Source organism: Endozoicomonas elysicola, assembly GCF_000710775.1.
GTDB classification, from domain to species: Bacteria; Pseudomonadota; Gammaproteobacteria; order Pseudomonadales; family Endozoicomonadaceae; genus Endozoicomonas; species Endozoicomonas elysicola.
Genome location: NZ_JOJP01000001.1, coordinates 3,058,523 through 3,075,562 on the forward strand (window position 1 = coordinate 3,058,523; position 17,040 = coordinate 3,075,562).

The 17,040-nt window shown below is 46.5% G+C and carries 14 protein-coding genes and 1 tRNA gene; 10 read left to right on the plus strand and 5 right to left on the minus strand.

The window, feature by feature from the left end; genetic code table 11:
* Positions 1–46: 46 nt before the first annotated feature.
* Positions 47–123, minus strand: a tRNA-Pro gene (locus GV64_RS13130).
* Between the two features lie 560 nt (positions 124–683).
* On the opposite strand from GV64_RS13130, the gene lon reads away from it, so the two are divergent.
* The 3 genes from lon (at position 684) to GV64_RS13145 (ending at position 6,192) form a co-directional block, all read left to right on the plus strand.
* A complete protein-coding gene (gene lon / locus GV64_RS13135; protein WP_020583376.1) occupies positions 684–3,107 on the plus strand; it encodes an endopeptidase La in 2,424 nt (807 codons plus the stop codon).
* A 697-nt stretch (positions 3,108–3,804) separates the two neighbouring features.
* The gene (gene hupB, locus GV64_RS13140; RefSeq protein ID WP_020583377.1) at positions 3,805–4,077 is read left to right on the plus strand and encodes a nucleoid-associated protein HU-beta; all 273 of its coding nucleotides are present in this window, start codon (positions 3,805–3,807) and stop codon (positions 4,075–4,077) included.
* 213 nt (positions 4,078–4,290) lie between these two features.
* On the plus strand, positions 4,291–6,192 hold the full coding sequence (locus tag GV64_RS13145) for a SurA N-terminal domain-containing protein (protein ID WP_020583378.1): 1,902 nt from the start codon (positions 4,291–4,293) through the stop codon (positions 6,190–6,192).
* Positions 6,193–6,309: 117 nt separating this feature from the next.
* Here GV64_RS13145 and GV64_RS13150 read toward each other — a convergent pair whose 3' ends face one another.
* Positions 6,310–7,185 carry a LysR family transcriptional regulator gene (locus tag GV64_RS13150; RefSeq protein ID WP_020583379.1) on the minus strand — a complete coding sequence of 292 codons (876 nt, stop codon included), beginning with the start codon at positions 7,183–7,185 and terminating at the stop codon, positions 6,310–6,312.
* Positions 7,186–7,328: 143 nt separating this feature from the next.
* Between GV64_RS13150 and GV64_RS13155 the strand changes: the two genes are divergently transcribed.
* Both GV64_RS13155 and fghA read left to right on the plus strand, forming a co-directional pair.
* Complete coding sequence (locus tag GV64_RS13155) at positions 7,329–8,459, plus strand: S-(hydroxymethyl)glutathione dehydrogenase/class III alcohol dehydrogenase (RefSeq protein ID WP_026258372.1); 1,131 nt, start codon at positions 7,329–7,331, stop codon at positions 8,457–8,459.
* 113 nt (positions 8,460–8,572) lie between these two features.
* Positions 8,573–9,412: an S-formylglutathione hydrolase gene (fghA, locus tag GV64_RS13160; RefSeq protein WP_020583381.1), complete on the plus strand. Its 840-nt coding sequence runs from the start codon at positions 8,573–8,575 to the stop codon at positions 9,410–9,412.
* A gap of 79 nt (positions 9,413–9,491) precedes the next feature.
* Here fghA and GV64_RS13165 read toward each other — a convergent pair whose 3' ends face one another.
* From GV64_RS13165 to GV64_RS13175, 3 genes are all read right to left on the minus strand, one after another.
* Positions 9,492–10,061, minus strand: coding sequence for a cytidine/deoxycytidylate deaminase family protein (locus GV64_RS13165; RefSeq protein WP_020583382.1), 570 nt, complete (start codon positions 10,059–10,061; stop codon positions 9,492–9,494).
* A gap of 282 nt (positions 10,062–10,343) precedes the next feature.
* Positions 10,344–11,096: a phosphonate metabolism protein PhnP gene (gene phnP, locus GV64_RS13170; RefSeq protein WP_020583383.1), complete on the minus strand. Its 753-nt coding sequence runs from the start codon at positions 11,094–11,096 to the stop codon at positions 10,344–10,346.
* A gap of 20 nt (positions 11,097–11,116) precedes the next feature.
* Positions 11,117–11,593, minus strand: coding sequence for an Lrp/AsnC family transcriptional regulator (locus GV64_RS13175; RefSeq protein WP_033403288.1), 477 nt, complete (start codon positions 11,591–11,593; stop codon positions 11,117–11,119).
* A 426-nt stretch (positions 11,594–12,019) separates the two neighbouring features.
* On the opposite strand from GV64_RS13175, the gene hppD reads away from it, so the two are divergent.
* The 5 genes from hppD to GV64_RS13200 all read left to right on the plus strand — a co-directional run bounded on the left by hppD (position 12,020) and on the right by GV64_RS13200 (position 17,037).
* On the plus strand, positions 12,020–13,099 hold the full coding sequence (gene hppD / locus GV64_RS13180; RefSeq protein ID WP_236632952.1) for a 4-hydroxyphenylpyruvate dioxygenase: 1,080 nt from the start codon (positions 12,020–12,022) through the stop codon (positions 13,097–13,099).
* Positions 13,100–13,271: 172 nt separating this feature from the next.
* Positions 13,272–14,072 carry a phenylalanine 4-monooxygenase gene (gene phhA / locus GV64_RS13185; RefSeq protein ID WP_020583387.1) on the plus strand — a complete coding sequence of 267 codons (801 nt, stop codon included), beginning with the start codon at positions 13,272–13,274 and terminating at the stop codon, positions 14,070–14,072.
* A 274-nt stretch (positions 14,073–14,346) separates the two neighbouring features.
* Complete coding sequence (locus GV64_RS13190; RefSeq protein ID WP_026258374.1) at positions 14,347–15,123, plus strand: cyclase family protein; 777 nt, start codon at positions 14,347–14,349, stop codon at positions 15,121–15,123.
* A gap of 161 nt (positions 15,124–15,284) precedes the next feature.
* Positions 15,285–15,959 carry a Bax inhibitor-1 family protein gene (locus tag GV64_RS13195; protein ID WP_152554049.1) on the plus strand — a complete coding sequence of 225 codons (675 nt, stop codon included), beginning with the start codon at positions 15,285–15,287 and terminating at the stop codon, positions 15,957–15,959.
* A 220-nt stretch (positions 15,960–16,179) separates the two neighbouring features.
* Entirely contained in the window at positions 16,180–17,037 is an 858-nt protein-coding gene (locus GV64_RS13200) for an alpha/beta fold hydrolase (RefSeq protein ID WP_020583391.1), read from the plus strand.
* The last annotated feature ends 3 nt before the right edge of the window (positions 17,038–17,040 follow it).

Below are 17,040 nucleotides of genomic sequence, written 5' to 3' on the forward strand. Positions count from 1 at the left end.
TGGATAAAGGGAGAAGGGTATTAGCCATGATGGCGGGTAAAAGATTTGGTCGGAGCGAGAGGATTTGAACCTCCGACCCCCACAACCCCATTGTGGTGCGCTACCAGGCTGCGCTACGCTCCGACTCTCCTGAAGAGCCGATGCGACGTCTCTTCCGAATGATTTGTATGTTACCTGAAACCCGATCTTTTGCAAGTTCTTGATGTTGCAGACTTCTTTGGTTTGAAGCTTTACTCTTTTGTGGCTTCATAAGGCCAGTTGATGCTGTTTTGTTGAAATTATATAAACTATCGTGCATTGATTTCAATTTATACGTCTGTAGTCGCTTGCAGGGTCGTTCCTGATCATTAAGTGTTTCGTTAATTCGTGAGCCTATTATTACGCGTAGTTTTGTCAGACTTCAGACAAGTTATTGGTTAATGGAACTTTATCGATTTTCAAAGGACGAAAAGACACGGCTATTGTAATTTAGCTGGAAAAGCCCCATCTTAGAGACTATGGCCAGTTTTACAGGTGATTGAGACTGTATTTCAGGTGTTTCCTGCTGTGGGCTGACCATGTATTAAGCACGTAATAGATCGTGTCCTGAATGCCTGCCAGGTTTTCATTTTTCTATTTTTTATCCGGTGAACAGGCCGGTATATGGCAGGCTTTACTGGTAATGAACATATAGGGGCTGAGCTATGGATAATAAAGATACCCTGCAACCATCAGAGAGCTTCGATCTGCCGTTGTTACCCCTCCGTGATGTTGTGGTCTATCCACATATGGTGATCCCGCTCTTTGTTGGTCGGGAAAAATCCATTCAGGCGCTGGATCTGGCAATGTCAGGGGATAAGAGAATTCTACTGGTAGCTCAGAAAAGTGCACAGACCGATGATCCACAGGTGGAAGATCTGTTTTCTGTGGGTACAGTGGCCAGTATTCTTCAATTGCTGAAGCTGCCAGACGGTACCGTAAAAGTTCTGGTGGAAGGTGAAACTCGAGTAACCATTGATGCCATCTATGAAGATGACGGGCTGGTAAAAGCTAAAGTACATGAGCAGTTGTCAGAGCAAATCAGTGACCGGGAAGGTGAGTTGCTGGTTCGATCTGTAATGTCACAATTTGAACAGTATGTTCAATTGAGTAAGAAGGTGCCCAATGAGGTACTTAGCTCACTGTCTGGGATTAAAGACCCTGGCAAGCTGGTGGATACCATCAGTGCGCATATGCCAATGAAAATCGAGGACAAGCAGAAGATGCTTGAAATCGAAGATCTGGGTGATCGTCTGGAGTATCTGATCGGGATTATGCAGGGAGAGATGGATTTTCTTCAGGTAGAGAAGAAAATTCGTGGTCGCGTTAAAAAGCAGATGGAGCGCAGCCAGCGTGAGTATTATCTGAATGAGCAGATGAAGGCCATTCAGAAAGAGTTGGGCGATATGGACGATGCCCCCAATGAGCTGGAAGAGCTTAAGGCAAAAATTGATCAGGCAGGTATGACCCAGGAAGCCAGGGAAAAGACACTGGCGGAACTGGCAAAGCTCAAAATGATGTCACCGATGTCGGCAGAGGCAACGGTGGTTCGTGGGTACATTGACTGGATGCTCAGTGTACCCTGGAAAAAACGCAGCAAAGTTCGCCACGACATGAGACGTGCCCAGGATATTCTTGAGGCCGATCATTATGGACTGGAAGAAGTTAAGGAACGCATACTGGAATATCTCGCTGTACAGAAGCGGGTTCGTAAACTGAAGGGGCCTGTTCTCTGCCTGGTAGGACCTCCTGGTGTTGGTAAAACGTCGCTGGGTGAATCGCTGGCCAGGGCTACCAACCGTAAGTTTGTCCGGATGGCGTTGGGTGGGGTTCGTGATGAAGCCGAGATCCGTGGTCACCGTCGGACTTACATCGGTTCCATGCCGGGTAAGCTGATCCAGAAGATGGCGAAGGTTGAAGTTAAAAACCCTCTGATCCTGCTGGATGAGATTGATAAAATGGGTTCTGATATGCGTGGTGATCCCGCTTCAGCCTTGCTGGAGGTGCTGGATCCTGAGCAGAACAACTCATTTAACGATCACTACCTGGAAGTGGATTACGATCTTTCGGATGTCATGTTTGTCTGCACGTCTAACTCCATGGATATTCCAGGCCCGTTGCTGGATCGTATGGAAGTTATCCGTATCCCGGGTTATACCGAGGATGAGAAGCTTAATATCGCCAAGCGTTATCTGATTCCCAAGCAAATCAAGCGCAGCGGCCTCAGAAAAGGTGAGCTTTCCTTTGACGATGATGCAGTGCTCGATATCATTCGTTACTACTCCAAAGAAGCGGGAGTGCGTGGATTAGAGCGTGAAATTGCCAAAGTTTGTCGCCGTGCTGTGAAACAGGAAGCGCTCTCTGAAAAGGATCGCAGGAGTGTTGTAACTACAGAGGCTCTTGAAGACTTTCTGGGTGTTCGCAAGTTTACTTATGGGCGTGCTGAAGATCAGGATCAAATCGGGCAGGTAACAGGCTTGGCCTGGACTTCAGTGGGTGGTGAACTATTGACCATTGAGTCAGTAGCAGTACCTGGTAAAGGTCAGATCATCAAGACCGGTTCTCTGGGCGACGTTATGCAGGAGTCGATTCAGGCAGCTTTAACGGTGGTTCGTTCCCGTGCGGCAGCGTTGGGGATTGATCCTGAATTTCATCAAAAAAATGATCTGCACATCCACGTTCCCGAAGGCGCGACACCGAAAGATGGTCCAAGTGCGGGAGTGGGCATGTGTACCGCCCTGGTATCGATCCTGACTGGTATTCCTGTCAGAGCTGATGTTGCCATGACGGGGGAAATCACACTGAGAGGTCAGGTGCTGGCAATTGGTGGTCTTAAAGAGAAGCTGCTGGCAGCCCATCGTGGTGGTATTAAGAAGGTGCTGATTCCTGAAGAAAACCGCCGAGACCTCAAGGAGATTCCGGACAATATCAAGGCCGATCTTGAGATCATTCCAGTTCAATGGATTGATGAAGTTCTGGAGGTTGCCCTGTCGTATATGCCTGAAGCTTTGCCGGAAAAAGCACTGGAAGTTGCCGATTCTGAACAGAAATCCGGGCAGAAAAATGATGATCGTGTCAATACTCACTGATCATTGATTATGAATGGCCGTTCTAATTTGGGCGGTCGTTCAGTAATGACGGGGCTTTCCGGTTGATTCTTCAGTTGACAGAACCGTCGGACGATTGGTATAAATTGCCGCTACTTCGGATCAGGAGTTAGGTCTGAGCCATAGAACCAAAGGTGTTAAGCAGCTTTGGCTACATGCGGATAAAAGTAATCTTCTTTTACCGGAATAACCGAGCAGGTTAATGCTGTAACCGGTGATTTGCTTTCTAATGACCCTCCGAACAGGAACTAACTGCTTCCCCGATTTAATCAGCCCCCTGGATGATTGCAAGTGCTTTCAGAATCTTGGGGGAGGGCGGTCATTCCGCCAGACTTCATGAATATAGTTAGACAATTTGCTTGACGGCAGATTATCAGACTTCATACTGCCTCGGTATTATCGCTCGCGTTACGCGGTCGGTACGACTGGTTTCCATCGGGCAAAGTGAGTTCTGGCGATTATTTTCAGTGGTCAGAGATTAAATTGGCTGGTTGGCAGGCTATTAAGCACGAAGGTGCCTGTGTGGTGCTTGTTTTTCACTTGAAAATGCAGCAGCATAGCGGTCGCACCCGATTGGGTAGATGATAGAAGACCGGCAAATTACTCAGTTGCCAGCACGCTTTCTGTGTCTATCCTCTGTTAATGATTGAAATCGCATCCTACTTAGAAGGGGAATAGAGTGAACAAGTCCGAGCTTATTGATGCTATCGCTGCATCTGCAGACATTTCTAAGGCTGCCGCTGGTCGAGCCCTGGACGCCGTGATTAACTCTGTCACTGGTGCACTGAAAGATGGTGAGCAGGTTGTTCTGGTAGGTTTTGGCACATTTTCTGTGAAAGAGCGTGCCGCTCGTACTGGTCGCAACCCACAGACAGGCGAGCCTATTGAAATCGCTGCTGCAAGAATTCCAAGCTTCAAGGCTGGTAAGGCTCTTAAGGATGCCGTGAACTGATAAGGCACTCTCCGTAGGGCTTTCTATCGGTTCTATTTCATCAGGTGGACAAGGCAGGGTTCCACATGAATTATTTCAGGGGAGTTGTCTGCCGGTTCACGAGAAAGCGCATCCGATGATGCGCTTTTTTTTTAAAGCCCGGTCTTCATCACCGGGGGTGAAGAATAAGGGGTTTACTTTGCTGTCTCAGCGGCCCTGGTACCTGAGGTTTATATGCTGCAATCGATGAGGGACAAAGCGAAGAGTTGGGTGACATTTGTTGTCGTCGGCATCATCGCTTTTATGATGGCCATTACTGGCCTCGAAACACTTGCGCCCAATCCAAACAATCCAGAAGTGGCGTCAGTGAATGGTAAGGATATAACTCGGGCAGAGCTGGCTCAGGCTGTAGATCAGCAGAGACGGGTCTTGATTCAGCAAATGGGTGGGCAGTTTGATCCCTCCATGCTGGATGATCAGTTATTACAAAGCTCGGTTCTGGAAGCTTTGATTGATCGTCAGCTGTTGCTTCAAAATGCTGAAGATCAAAAAATGGACATCAGCCAGTCTCAGATTGATAAGCTGATCGTCTCCATGCCACAGTTTCAGCAAAATGGCCGCTTCGATGCAGATCGTTTTCAGATGATGGTGCGCAGTTATGGTATGTCGCCACTTCAATTCAGAGACGCCATCCGTGAAGAAACACTATTGCTTCAATTGCGCTCCGGGGTTGCGAATACCGAGTTTGTGACCGTGGAAGAACTCAAGCGCCTGCAAAGCCTTGAAGGTCAGACTCGAGACCTTGCCTGGGTCGTTCTGCCTGCAGATGAGGTTCGAAAAGCTATTGTGCCTTCTGATGATGAAATCAAGGCCTATTACGATGCCAATTCGAATCAGTTCATGACGCTCGAACAGGTTGTGGTGGACTATGTTGTTCTGAACAAGAATGACATTGCCAAAAGTATCGATGTTTCGGCTGAAGATATTAAAGCGGAATACCAGTACCGTATTGAGCAGTTGAAGCAGCAGTCTGGAAATAACGCTCATGTTTCCGTCATTCTGATTCAGACTGGTGAAGATCGCTCGTTCGATGAGGCAAAGGCCAGGGCTAATGAAGTTGTCGCTAAACTGGAAGCTGGAAACAGTTTTTCTGAATTGGCCAGGTCCTATTCTGATGATCCTATGACAGCTGAGAAGGGTGGTGATCTTGGGGCTGTAGAGCCAGGATTCTTCGGTGATGAGTTCGATAATACGGTAGCCGGGCTTGGTGTTGGTGAGGTGTCCGGGCCCATTGAAACTGACTTTGGCCTACAGATTTTGACAGTCACTTCTCGTGATGAAGTGGATGTTCCATCACTGAATGAAATGAGTGCAGAAATTGAAACAGCGCTCAAGCAAAACGAAGTTGACTCGTTGTTTCTGGAGCAGACAAGGCAGCTCGCTGATATCAGTTTTGAGGCTTCTGATCTGACTCAGCCTGCCGAGCAGCTAGGTCTTAACATTATGACCAGTGAGCCTTTTGGTCGTAATGGTGCTGATTCAGGTATTGCTAGTGATGGCCGTGTATCGGCTGCGGCTTTCAGTGATGATGTCCTGAATCTTGGCGCTAACAGTGAGCTGATTGAGATTACACCTGAACAGGCTGTTGTGCTCAGAGTCAAAGATCACAAGAAGCCTGAATTGATCCCATTGGTTGATGTTAAAGACGCCATTGCTGCAACATTGAAAGATAGCCGTGCCGCGGAACAACTGGCTGCAAGTTCTGAAGAGTTGATTGCCAAACTCCAGTCAGGTTCTTCGCTGAAAGTACTGGCTGATGAGCAGAAGCTAGAGGTTGTGGAAAGCCTGAAAACCAACAGAAATAAGGCTGATGTTCCTGCTCAATTACTTCAAAAAGCTTTCAAAATGCCTCATCCTGGTATGAGCGTATCTTATGATACCGCGATTCTTCCCAATGGCGATTATGCCATTGTTGCCTTGAGTGCTATCTATCCGGGCGAGGCCGCGGCAAATCCTGAGCAGTTAAAGGGGTTGGGTCAATTCATAGCGGCAAGCAATGGCCGGGTTATGTTTGATGAATACCTTGCTAGTTTAAAAGAAAGAGGGAAGGTTAATATCCTGCTTAACAACGAATAAGATTCTGTCTTATTCTGAGTGAGTGATTAAGGCCACCGAAAGGTGGCCTTTTTTATATGGATCAAAGGGCGCTCTCAATTAGGTCTGTGATCAGCCCTCATGACAAAAATTTATTGGTCAAACCACAGGTAACTTCTCTGCCAGCAGGTCTACAAGCATCCGTATTTTTGGTGAAAGCTGTCGGTTGTGCGGATACAGGGCCCATATACCTTCTCTGGGCTCGCAGAATGGCTCCAGTAAAACAATCAGATCACGTGATTGGATAGCGTTGCTTACATAGTAACCGGGTAATTGCACAAGCCCCATGCCCCGTTTCGCAGCATCTGTCAGGATATGACCACTCATGCAGGTTAGGTTGCCACTGACCTTTATCGTTCGTTGCCTGCTGTTTTCCATAAACCGCCAATAGGGAGTGTTACCGGTCAGGCAGTTGTGCTGAATTAGCTCTGACAGAGTGTGTGGTGTCCCATGACGTTCAAGGTAGGAAGGAGCGGCACAGACAAACTGGGTTCGTGTCGAGAGCTGTTTTGCGATCATTGATGAATCTTTCAGATGGCCAAGGCGAATCGCCAGATCATACCCTTCCTGAACCAGGTCCAGAGTCTGGTTGGTCAGGTTGCAACTAACCTCGATTTGCGGAAACATTTCCATGTAATCCAGTATGACTGGCATAACATACTGCTCACCGTATGCAACGGGTGCTGTCATTTTTATCAGACCCTGAGGCTTCTCCTGTCGATTGGAAATCGCTCTTTCTGCATCTTCAAGGTTATTGAGAATCTGGCGGCAGTGCTGATAGAAAATGCCGCCTTCTTCAGTCATGGATACTTTACGGGTTGTTCGATAAAACAGCTTTGTTTTCAGTCTGTTCTCCAAGTGATTAATTTGACGACTGACCTGGGCTGTTGAAATGCCCAGCCGTTTTCCTGAAGTTGTGAAACTACGCGTCTCAGCTACGGTTACAAATTCGGTAATACCTTCTAAAGAATACATTATTGCACTCAGGTAAAAATGATTTTCGAATCAGGTGGATTATCAATGGCTGAATAATAAATACAATAGTTGGAAAAGGCGTGTCGCCAATGGCCAGGCTCTCAGCTCTGCTGATGCTGGAATTGAGTACTAAAGGAAAATTTATGTCTGATCAATTTATTAAATCTAAAGCAGCTATTGCCTGGTCAGCAGGTGAGCCTCTCTCTGTCGAAGAGATTGATGTAATGTTACCGAGAGCAGGTGAGGTGCTCGTAAGAATCATTGCGACCGGGGTCTGTCATACCGATGCCTTTACCTTGTCAGGTGATGATCCGGAAGGTATTTTCCCGGCAGTACTGGGTCATGAAGGCGGCGGTATTGTTGAAATGGTGGGTGAGGGTGTGACCAGTGTTGTGGTTGGTGACCACGTCATTCCTCTTTATACCCCAGAATGTGGTGAGTGCAAGTTCTGCTTATCTGGAAAAACCAACCTTTGTCAGAAAATTCGTGAAACTCAGGGTAAAGGCCTGATGCCTGATGGCACAACCCGATTCTACAAAGATGGTCAGCCAATCTATCATTATATGGGCTGTTCGACGTTCTCTGAATACACTGTATTGCCAGAAATATCTCTGGCCAAAGTGAATCCGGAAGCACCTCTCGAGGAAGTCTGTCTGCTCGGTTGTGGCGTAACTACCGGTATGGGGGCAGTGCTTAAAACAGCCAAAGTGCAGAAAGGGGATACTGTTGCTATCTTCGGCTTGGGCGGCATTGGTCTTTCAGCGGTGATTGGTGCTGTTATGTCCGGTGCCAGCCGGATCATCGGTGTCGATATCAATGAATCCAAATACGAGCTCGCAAAAAAACTGGGTGCCACAGACTGTATTAATCCAAAGAATTATGATAGGCCGATTCAAGACGTTATTGTTGAGATGACTGATGGTGGAGTGGACTTTTCCTTTGAGTGCATCGGTAATGTTAACGTGATGCGTTCTGCACTGGAGTGCTGCCACAAAGGCTGGGGTGAATCCGTGATCATTGGGGTGGCTGGTGCAGGTCAGGAGATATCTACCCGTCCATTCCAGCTGGTTACTGGCCGTGTATGGCGTGGGTCTGCTTTTGGTGGGGTTAAAGGGCGCTCTGAACTGCCCGGAATCGTTGAGCAATATATGGCTGGCGAATTTCAACTTGATGATTTTATTACTCATACGATGGGGTTGGAGGACATTAACACTGCCTTTGATCTTATGCATAAGGGGGAAAGCATTCGGTCGGTTATTCATTACCAGCAATAATTACATTTATAGCCCCGCTACGACGTGTCAACAGGCCCTGGTAGCCTTTCTTTTCACAATAGCCCTGCTGCTTTATTGGTAGCTGCGGGGCTGCTCCTTACTGAGCCATAAATATGTCCCTGGAGAATATCAGCAGTAACAAACTGTTTGGTGGCTGGCATAAGCAGTACACTCATGAGTCAAAAAGTCTTGGTTGTGCTATGCGTTTTGCCATTTATCTTCCACCCCAAAGTCTGGAACAGCCGGTTCCTGTTCTTTACTGGTTATCCGGGCTGACGTGTACTGATGAGAATTTCATGCAGAAAGCGGGGGCCCAGCGTATTGCTTCAGAGTTGGGGATTGCGATTATTGCGCCTGACACCAGCCCAAGAGGGGATAACATTCCAGATGATCCTGAAGCAGCCTATGACTTTGGTCTCGGGGCTGGATTTTATGTGAATGCGACACAGTCTCCCTGGAGTCAGCATTATCGTATGTATGATTACGTGGTTTCTGAATTACCCGACCTGATTGAAGAACATTTTCCGGTCAGCAAAAAGCGCAGTATTTCCGGTCACTCAATGGGGGGGCATGGTGCCTTAACTATTGCCCTTAGAAATCCTGACCGTTACTTATCAGTTTCAGCTTTCAGTCCAATCAGTAACCCGATGAACACCCCCTGGGGACAAAAAGCGTTTATGGGATACCTGGGCAATGATCGTGAACTTTGGAAAACATATGATGCCAGTGAGTTGATAAAAACCTCGACTGTATATGTTCCTGCATTAGTTGATCAGGGGAGTGAGGATTCCTTTCTGCCAGAACAGTTACAGCCTGAGGCATTGAGGCTGTCTGCATCAGGAGTGGGTTATCCATTAACGTTGCGAATGCAGGAAGGCTATGATCACTCTTACTATTTTATCGCTACATTTATAGAGGATCACTTAAAGTTTCACGCTGAGTATATTCTTTAACTGCTTGAAAGTACGATATTTACCGCTTAAGTGGTAAATATCGTACATAATTTTCCAGGACTGTCTCAAGGAGTCTTCTCTACTCTATTTCTTCTTCCCAATCATCAATTAACCAGTCTCCGGTCATCCAGTACTGGTCAATGTCCATGCTTCTGACGGGATCATCGCCTTGATCAAACATCGTTTTGCCTTCTTCGAAGGCTTCATAGCATTCATCGGCCAGTATTTGTCCATGAATACTGAGACTGTTCCGGAAATCATCGGGATAACGCTTTAGGTTTTCATCCAGACCTTGGCTGGGATCTTGAGTCCAGATTTTCTTCAGGCTTGCTCTTGAAACGCCATAAATGATCTCGTCGATGTGAATTCCCTGGCAACGAGCCCAGAAGATTGCCATTAAGCTAAGGTCATCCGGTTCTGACGTTGTAATCAAAGTAAGTGGCTGTTTTTTATGGCAATCAAACTCACTGGCGAGTAAGTGTAGAGCAAGCCCTTCAGCGGTATAGAGAGGGCTGATATGGCAGGCGTTACAGGCAGTCACGAGTATTTGACCAGAGGAGTCCAGTATACAGGTAGTAAATGGAAATGCGGGATTAGCATTGATGCCCAGTTCCAGCAACTCACCCATCAGCTCGGTGTAATCAGACATAGCGATAACTCCAAACCACCATGAATCTGACAGGTAGTCCCGGACTCACAGTGAACATCATTGAGTACATGTTAACAACGATATCTCAACATAGTTGAAGGTCGGCATTTTGTCCGGTTTGAGGCCTTAATTATGCTTGTTGAATAGGGCGCTATATGATGGCAGCTTTTCTATTTAAGGGGTGTTATGGCGAAGATAGGTGCTGATCTTGGTGGTACGAAAATTGAATATTGAGCTTGATAAAACAAATAATGAATTATTTCGAATAAGGGTGGCCACTTTTTACAGCGTAATCACCAGACCATCATGCCCGGCCTCAATATCTTTTGGCAGCGGATGGGTATTCATCCAGTTATCCAGCTCATGACCTATATGGGTAAGAATCGTTCGGGAGGGCTGTATTTTGTTATGTAGCTCAATGACATCTTTGAGACTGTTATGAGATCCGGGAGGATCAGCCATATCGGGTGAATAACTACAGTCAATGATCATGATGTTGAGTGGGATCTCTGCGAAGAAAGTCAGAGTTTCTTCTGGCAGACCTAATGTATCAGTCAGATAGGCAAGCCTGCGGCCATTGCGATGGAAAACATAACCAACGGTTGGGCGAGAATGACTGAGCGAAATGGGAGTGATTTCAACACCTTCCAGCTGAAAGGGAGCAAAAGGAGTCACCGTCGGAGAAAAGTCAAGGATGCCAGGGGTTTTCAGCAGGTCTGTTGGTGCATCAGATGTATCCGGACCGATCACAGGAATCTTCAGGGAGCTTCCCCAGCGTAAACTGTATAGACCTGCAATATGGTCCATATGGTAATGTGTTAATAAAATCTGTTTCAACGATCCTGGAGGGAAACGCTCTTCAAGGTCTGTCAATCCCGCATCAATCAACGTTTGCTCACCTTCTGACTGCAGGATTGCAGATGCAGGCCGGCGGCGCAGAAATGGGTCCATAACTGCTTTTATACAGGCAGGACAATCACACCCATAGACCGGACATCCCTTCACGCTACCGGTACCAGTCAGAGTAAACTTCATCGGGAACTCCATAATACCCTCTATAGACTGAGCGGAAGTGCCGTGGTGGACTTGATGGCTGAAAGGGCCAGAGCGGTTTTTATCTGGCTGACTCCTGTTATCTTCATGAGCTCTTCCATCAGGAAAAACGAGAGTGCCTGCTGATTTTTGGCAACAACTTTTAACAGATAATCACCATCACTGCCCGTTATGGCGTGACACTCCATAACGGGTGGCATTTTCAGAATGGCCTCTTTGAAATGGGTTGCTGAATCCGGGGTGTGATTATCCAGAGAAACGGTAACAAAGGCTTCAACGTCAAGACCTACGGCTTGTGGGTTCAGTAAAGTGACCTGTTTATGTATGTAGCCTTTTGCTTTCAGCCGGCTGATACGGCGAGAGCATTGTGAGGCTGAGAGGCTTACCAGCTCAGCAAGACATTGCAATGACAGTGCATCGTCCTGCTGAAGTGCAGACAAAAGTCTTATGTCGTATGTGTCCAGTACATTCCTGTTCATCGCCCAATCCCTCGTTGCCTTATTACCGCTCTTCTTTTCAATACAGATACATGCGTGATGATCATCTGTTCTAACCGGGGTAATAATGTTCTTCTATTAGGGGCTGTTGATTTAACGTTCCCTTCAGTACCAGCCAGAATCCTTCTGCCGGATACCACTGGTTTGGAGCTTCATGTCAACAGAGCCTGAAACAACAGCCTCCGGCTATCAGAGCTTCTGCCGATTTTATTGACAGGAGCTATACAAAACTGCAGGTCCAGCTGTTTGTGACAGGAAGTGTAAGCCCAGTTTGCTGGCTCCGCCAATTCACATATGCAAAGCTTTTGTATCATCTTGCGTAACCAGGCTATAGATCGCAAGGCTTTTGCATCAGGCCAAACGTATACTTTCTCTATACTGTGGCTGGAATGTAAACGAGGACGAAGCATGACAACGAACAAAATGACGAAGATTACCAGCACGAACCCAATGGGAACTGATGGGTTTGAATTTGTTGAATATGCGGCGCCTGACCCAGTGGCTCTGGATAACCTTTTCAAACAGTTTGGATTTGTACCAGTTGCTCGACATCGTTCAAAGGAAGTGACCTTATATCGTCAGGGGGGAATCAATTTTATTGTTAACGGTGAGCCTGACTCTTTTGCTCAGCAGTTTGCCCGTGAACATGGACCTTGTGCCTGTGCTTTTGCCATCAGGGTTGAGGATGCCGCTTTTGCCTATGAAAGGGCACTCCAGTTGGGGTGTGAGCCTGGGCCGACCACAAGTGGGCCGATGGAATTAAATATTCCTTCCATTATTGGCATTGGTGGGAGTCTTATTTATCTGGTTGATCGTTATGGTGACAAGGGGTCCATTTATGATGTGGACTTTGTACCCATCGAAGGTGTTGATCAAGAGCCTGAGGGGGTTGGTCTTACATTTATTGATCACCTCACCCACAATGTTCATCAGGGGAATATGGATAAGTGGGCCTCTTTTTATGAAGATATCTTTAATTTCAAGGAAATTCGATACTTTGATATTGAGGGTAAGTTAACCGGGCTGAAATCCCGGGCCATGACTAGTCCCTGTGGGAAAGTCAAAATACCCATTAACGAATCATCCGATGATAAGAGTCAGATTGAAGAGTACCTTAAGCAATACAAGGGGGAGGGCATTCAACATATTGCTCTGTATTCAAAGGATATTTACCACAGTGTTCCGGCAATGCGCGCCAGTGGCACTGCTTTTATGACACCTCCTCCAGAAACTTATTATGAGATGCTTCCCGGGCGACTACCCTGGCACCATGAAGATTTAGAAGAACTTAAGAAAAACGCCATTCTTATGGATGGGGCACCGACAGAAGATGGCGGCCTGTTGCTACAGATATTTACAGAGACGGTCATCGGGCCGATTTTCTTTGAAATTATACAGCGAAAAGGTGATGAAGGGTTTGGTGAGGGTAACTTCACAGCCCTGTTTGAGAGTATTGAACGGGATCAAATACGCAGGGGGGTTCTTTAATTCTATTCAGGGTTAACATGCTGATTTTAAATCAGCTTAGCCCTTTAATGGAGACAGTGTGACTGCTGGTGGCCTATAGTTTACTAGAGGGCTTTTCAGGGAACGAACCTTCAATCAGATGGGGTAATACTTGCCTTTTATTATCCCGTCAAAAAGGTCGGGGAGAGTATTTATGAAGTCATCCAAATATCAGGCAAGAAAGCCTGATGAGTCGGGCTTTATTGAATATACGGAAGAGGAGCATGAAACCTGGAGTATCCTGTATCACCGGCAGATTGAGTTATTGAAAGGTCGGGCATGTGATGAGTACATGAATGGTATTGAAGAGCTGGCAATGCCATCTGACCGTATTCCCCAGCTTGATGAAATTAATCAGGTGCTCAAAGGTAAAACCGGTTGGGGCGTTGCCAGAGTCCCGGCACTGATTTCATTTGACAGTTTTTTTAAGCTTTTAGCGGATAAACAATTTCCGGTTGCGACCTTTATTCGTGTACGCGAAGAACTGGATTACCTGCAGGAACCCGATATCTTTCATGAAATATTTGGTCATTGCCCATTATTGACCAATCAGGATTTCGCAGATTTTACTGAGACCTATGGCAGGCTGGGTCTTGCTGCAACCAAGGAAGAGCGGGTTTATCTTGCCAGGTTATACTGGTTAACGGTGGAGTTTGGTCTGGTCGACACTTCCAAAGGGCTACGAATTTATGGTGGAGGAATACTGTCCAGTTATGGGGAAACAGGTTATGCGCTGGATAGTGATATTCCTGTCAGAACCGCATTTGATCCTCTGGCAGCTCTAAGAACACCCTATCGAATTGATATTCTCCAACCTTTATATTATGTGATTGATGACCTGTCAGTCCTTCATCGTCTCTGTGAAATGGATATTATGGCGCTTGTTCATCAGGCGATGGAAATGCCGTTGTTGCCTCCCATGTTCGAACCCAAACCTCAGGAAGGTGCTGCCTGAAGGTTTCACTCTACCGTCGTTGGTGTTAGCGGTAGAGTTCCCTCTATATCCAATTCCTGATGCTTGCGTTTCTTATCAATGTATGATTAATTCTGGATTATATCTATTATATTATCCAATCATATTTATTTAGTGAATCATTCAATAAACTGAACTTTTTGAATGATCAGTGTTGTTGATACTTCACTGGTAAAGCGGGTTATACATTTTGTCTGCATCATTGCTATTGTATTTTTTTCAAAAAGTATTTTAAAAACTTTCAGGAGGCGTTTTTGTGGCCAGGCGGATGATTGATATTTCAATGTATCTTGAGAATGATGTGATATCGGACCCTGTTGGATATGGCCCAAAAATAACCTATATGAGTCACAAGGATACTTTTTCGCAAATCGCTCCATTCTTTCCGGGTCTGGTTAAGGAGGATCTTCCAGATGGAGAAGCCTGGGCCATTGAGAAAGTAGAGTTAATTACTCATAACGGTACTCACCTCGATGCTCCTTACCACTTTCACTCCACGATGAATGACGGTGAACGCGCCATAGCCATAGATGAGGTTCCTTTGGAGTGGTGCTTTCAGAATGGTGTGAAACTTGATTTCCGGCACTTTGAAGATGGTTATGTTGTCACTGCCGAAGATGTTAGAAAAGAGTTAATCAGGATTGGTCATGAGCTTCAGCCTCTGGATATTGTCGTGGTCAATACCAGGGCAGGCAGCCGGTATGGGCATGATGACTATGTGTCTTCCGGCTGCGGAATGGGTCTGGAAGCCACACTTTATCTCCTTGAACGAGGTGTAAAGCTGACTGGAACGGATGCCTGGAGTTGGGACGCTCCATTTGTTCATACTGCGGAAAAATACCAGGAAACAAAAGATGCTTCGCTGATCTGGGAAGGCCATAAAGCAGGGAGGCATATGGCTTATTGTCATTTGGAAAAACTCCATAACCTGGAAGCGCTCCCGGATAAAGGCTTTATGGTTTCATGCTTTCCAGTGAAAATCCGCGGCGCATCTGCAGGCTGGACACGGGCGGTTGCTATTCTTGATGATTAGCTGGCGGAGGTTAATATTCGCTGCCTGCTCTGTAACGATGTTGCCTCATCTTTTTAGAGGAAAACACTGACTCCTCATTCGGCCTCTACATAATGTAATATTCGCCGCCATCTAAGCGTGGGCTGTCGTTTATACTATCTTGGTTTGGGGTGTTTATGGAAATGGGGCAGAAGAGGGATTTTACAGAGTATCTGACTCTGATTTTTCTTAAGGATAGGCAGGTCAGCAAATCGGTATTCAATCTGGTTGTTGGTCTTGTTCTGATGTGGGGTTTTCTGCTCAACTATTGGATTGTGCAGTATTTTCCTACTGAATGGTTGACAGCACTTAACCCTTGGGTCTTTCTGCTTCTCTATTTTGTGATGAGCGGAATTGGGATGGGCATTATGTTGTATTACGAACTGCCGCTTTTCAGTTTTATTGGTTATAGCATCATGACCTCCACCTTAGGCTTTCTGTTAAATATTTATCTTGGGTACTTCAGTGGTGAAGAGGTGATTCGTGCTATTCAGTATACAGCATGGACTACATTCGGAATGATTATTGCCGCAACCCTTTTGCCGAAATTATTTCTGCGTCTTCACACTATACTCGTTGTGATTGTTTCTTCTGTCGCAGTTATTGAGTTTGGCTGGATTATCCTGTTTGGCCAGAGTGGTGATTTTTTTCACTGGATTATTGCTATCAGTATGTGTGGCTATATTGGCTATCACTGGGCTGATATGCAAGATTGTGGTGATACGCTGGATCAGGCTATTGATTTTGGTGGTTTGCTATATCTGGCCATTATCAACTTGTTCATTCGTATTCTTGAGCTGCTGCGACTCTCAAAGTAGCTGGCTGACCGCTGAGCTGTCCATGCGTGTGAAGTGGGCAGCTGTTCAGGAACTGTTTTCGTTTTCTAACTCCCTGATCATTCCAGATACCCCTTATTTTCATGTTCCTTCTGTGTGTTAATATTCAACTATTTTGATCAGATCGGCCATGGTATTCATTCTCGAGTGTGCGATCTTGTTTTTTTAATGAGTCATTGCTTTGAGTTACAAGGAGTCTTCGATGCAGCCAAGGGAACTGAGCATTCAAACACCTCATCTGACATTTGCAGCCGTGGAGTGGGGAGATCCCCAGGGACATCCGGTGATAGCCCTTCATGGCTGGTTGGATAATCTGGCCAGTTTCACGCCCATGGCAGCAAAGCTCAAGGGAGTAAGGTTGATCGCAGTGGATCAGGCTGGTCATGGCCTTTCTGATCATCGCCCTCATTGGTTCAGTTATGATGTCTGGCATTATGTGGAAGATCTGGTCTACATAGCCGAAACCCTACAAATTGACCGGTTTGGTCTGCTTGGTCATTCAATGGGGGGCGTGGTCAGTGCCATGGCTGCGGGTTCAGTCCTGAAAGAGCAGGTAAGTGGGGTGGTGGCGATTGATGGATTGTTCCCCTGGCCCAGAAAAGCGGAAGATGCGCCAACGGCATTACGTGACTATATTAATCAGCGCAGAACACCCATAGATCAACTGCCTGTAACGCGATATCGCTCCAAACAGCAGGCCATTCGTGCACGTGCCATGAGCCTGTTCAAGGTATCCAGAGCGTCTTCTGAATTACTGGTTGAACGCTCAATACGGCAGGTAGGTGATGATTGGCTCTGGACCTCTGATCCGCGTTTAAAACTGGGATCTCCCGCTCGCTTCAGTCTGGAGCAGGCGCTCGCCTTTCCACAGCAGATTACCTGTCCTGCTCATATGATCCATGTTGATCATGGTGCTATCCATGATGCGATCCAGCAATACAAGGACCGACTGCCGAATATTGAATTTCATCCCATGAGCGGTAACCATCATCTTCACATGGATGATCAGGTTGAAGCCATTGCCGGGATTGTTAACTCGGTTTTTGGTGGTGGGTTATGATAC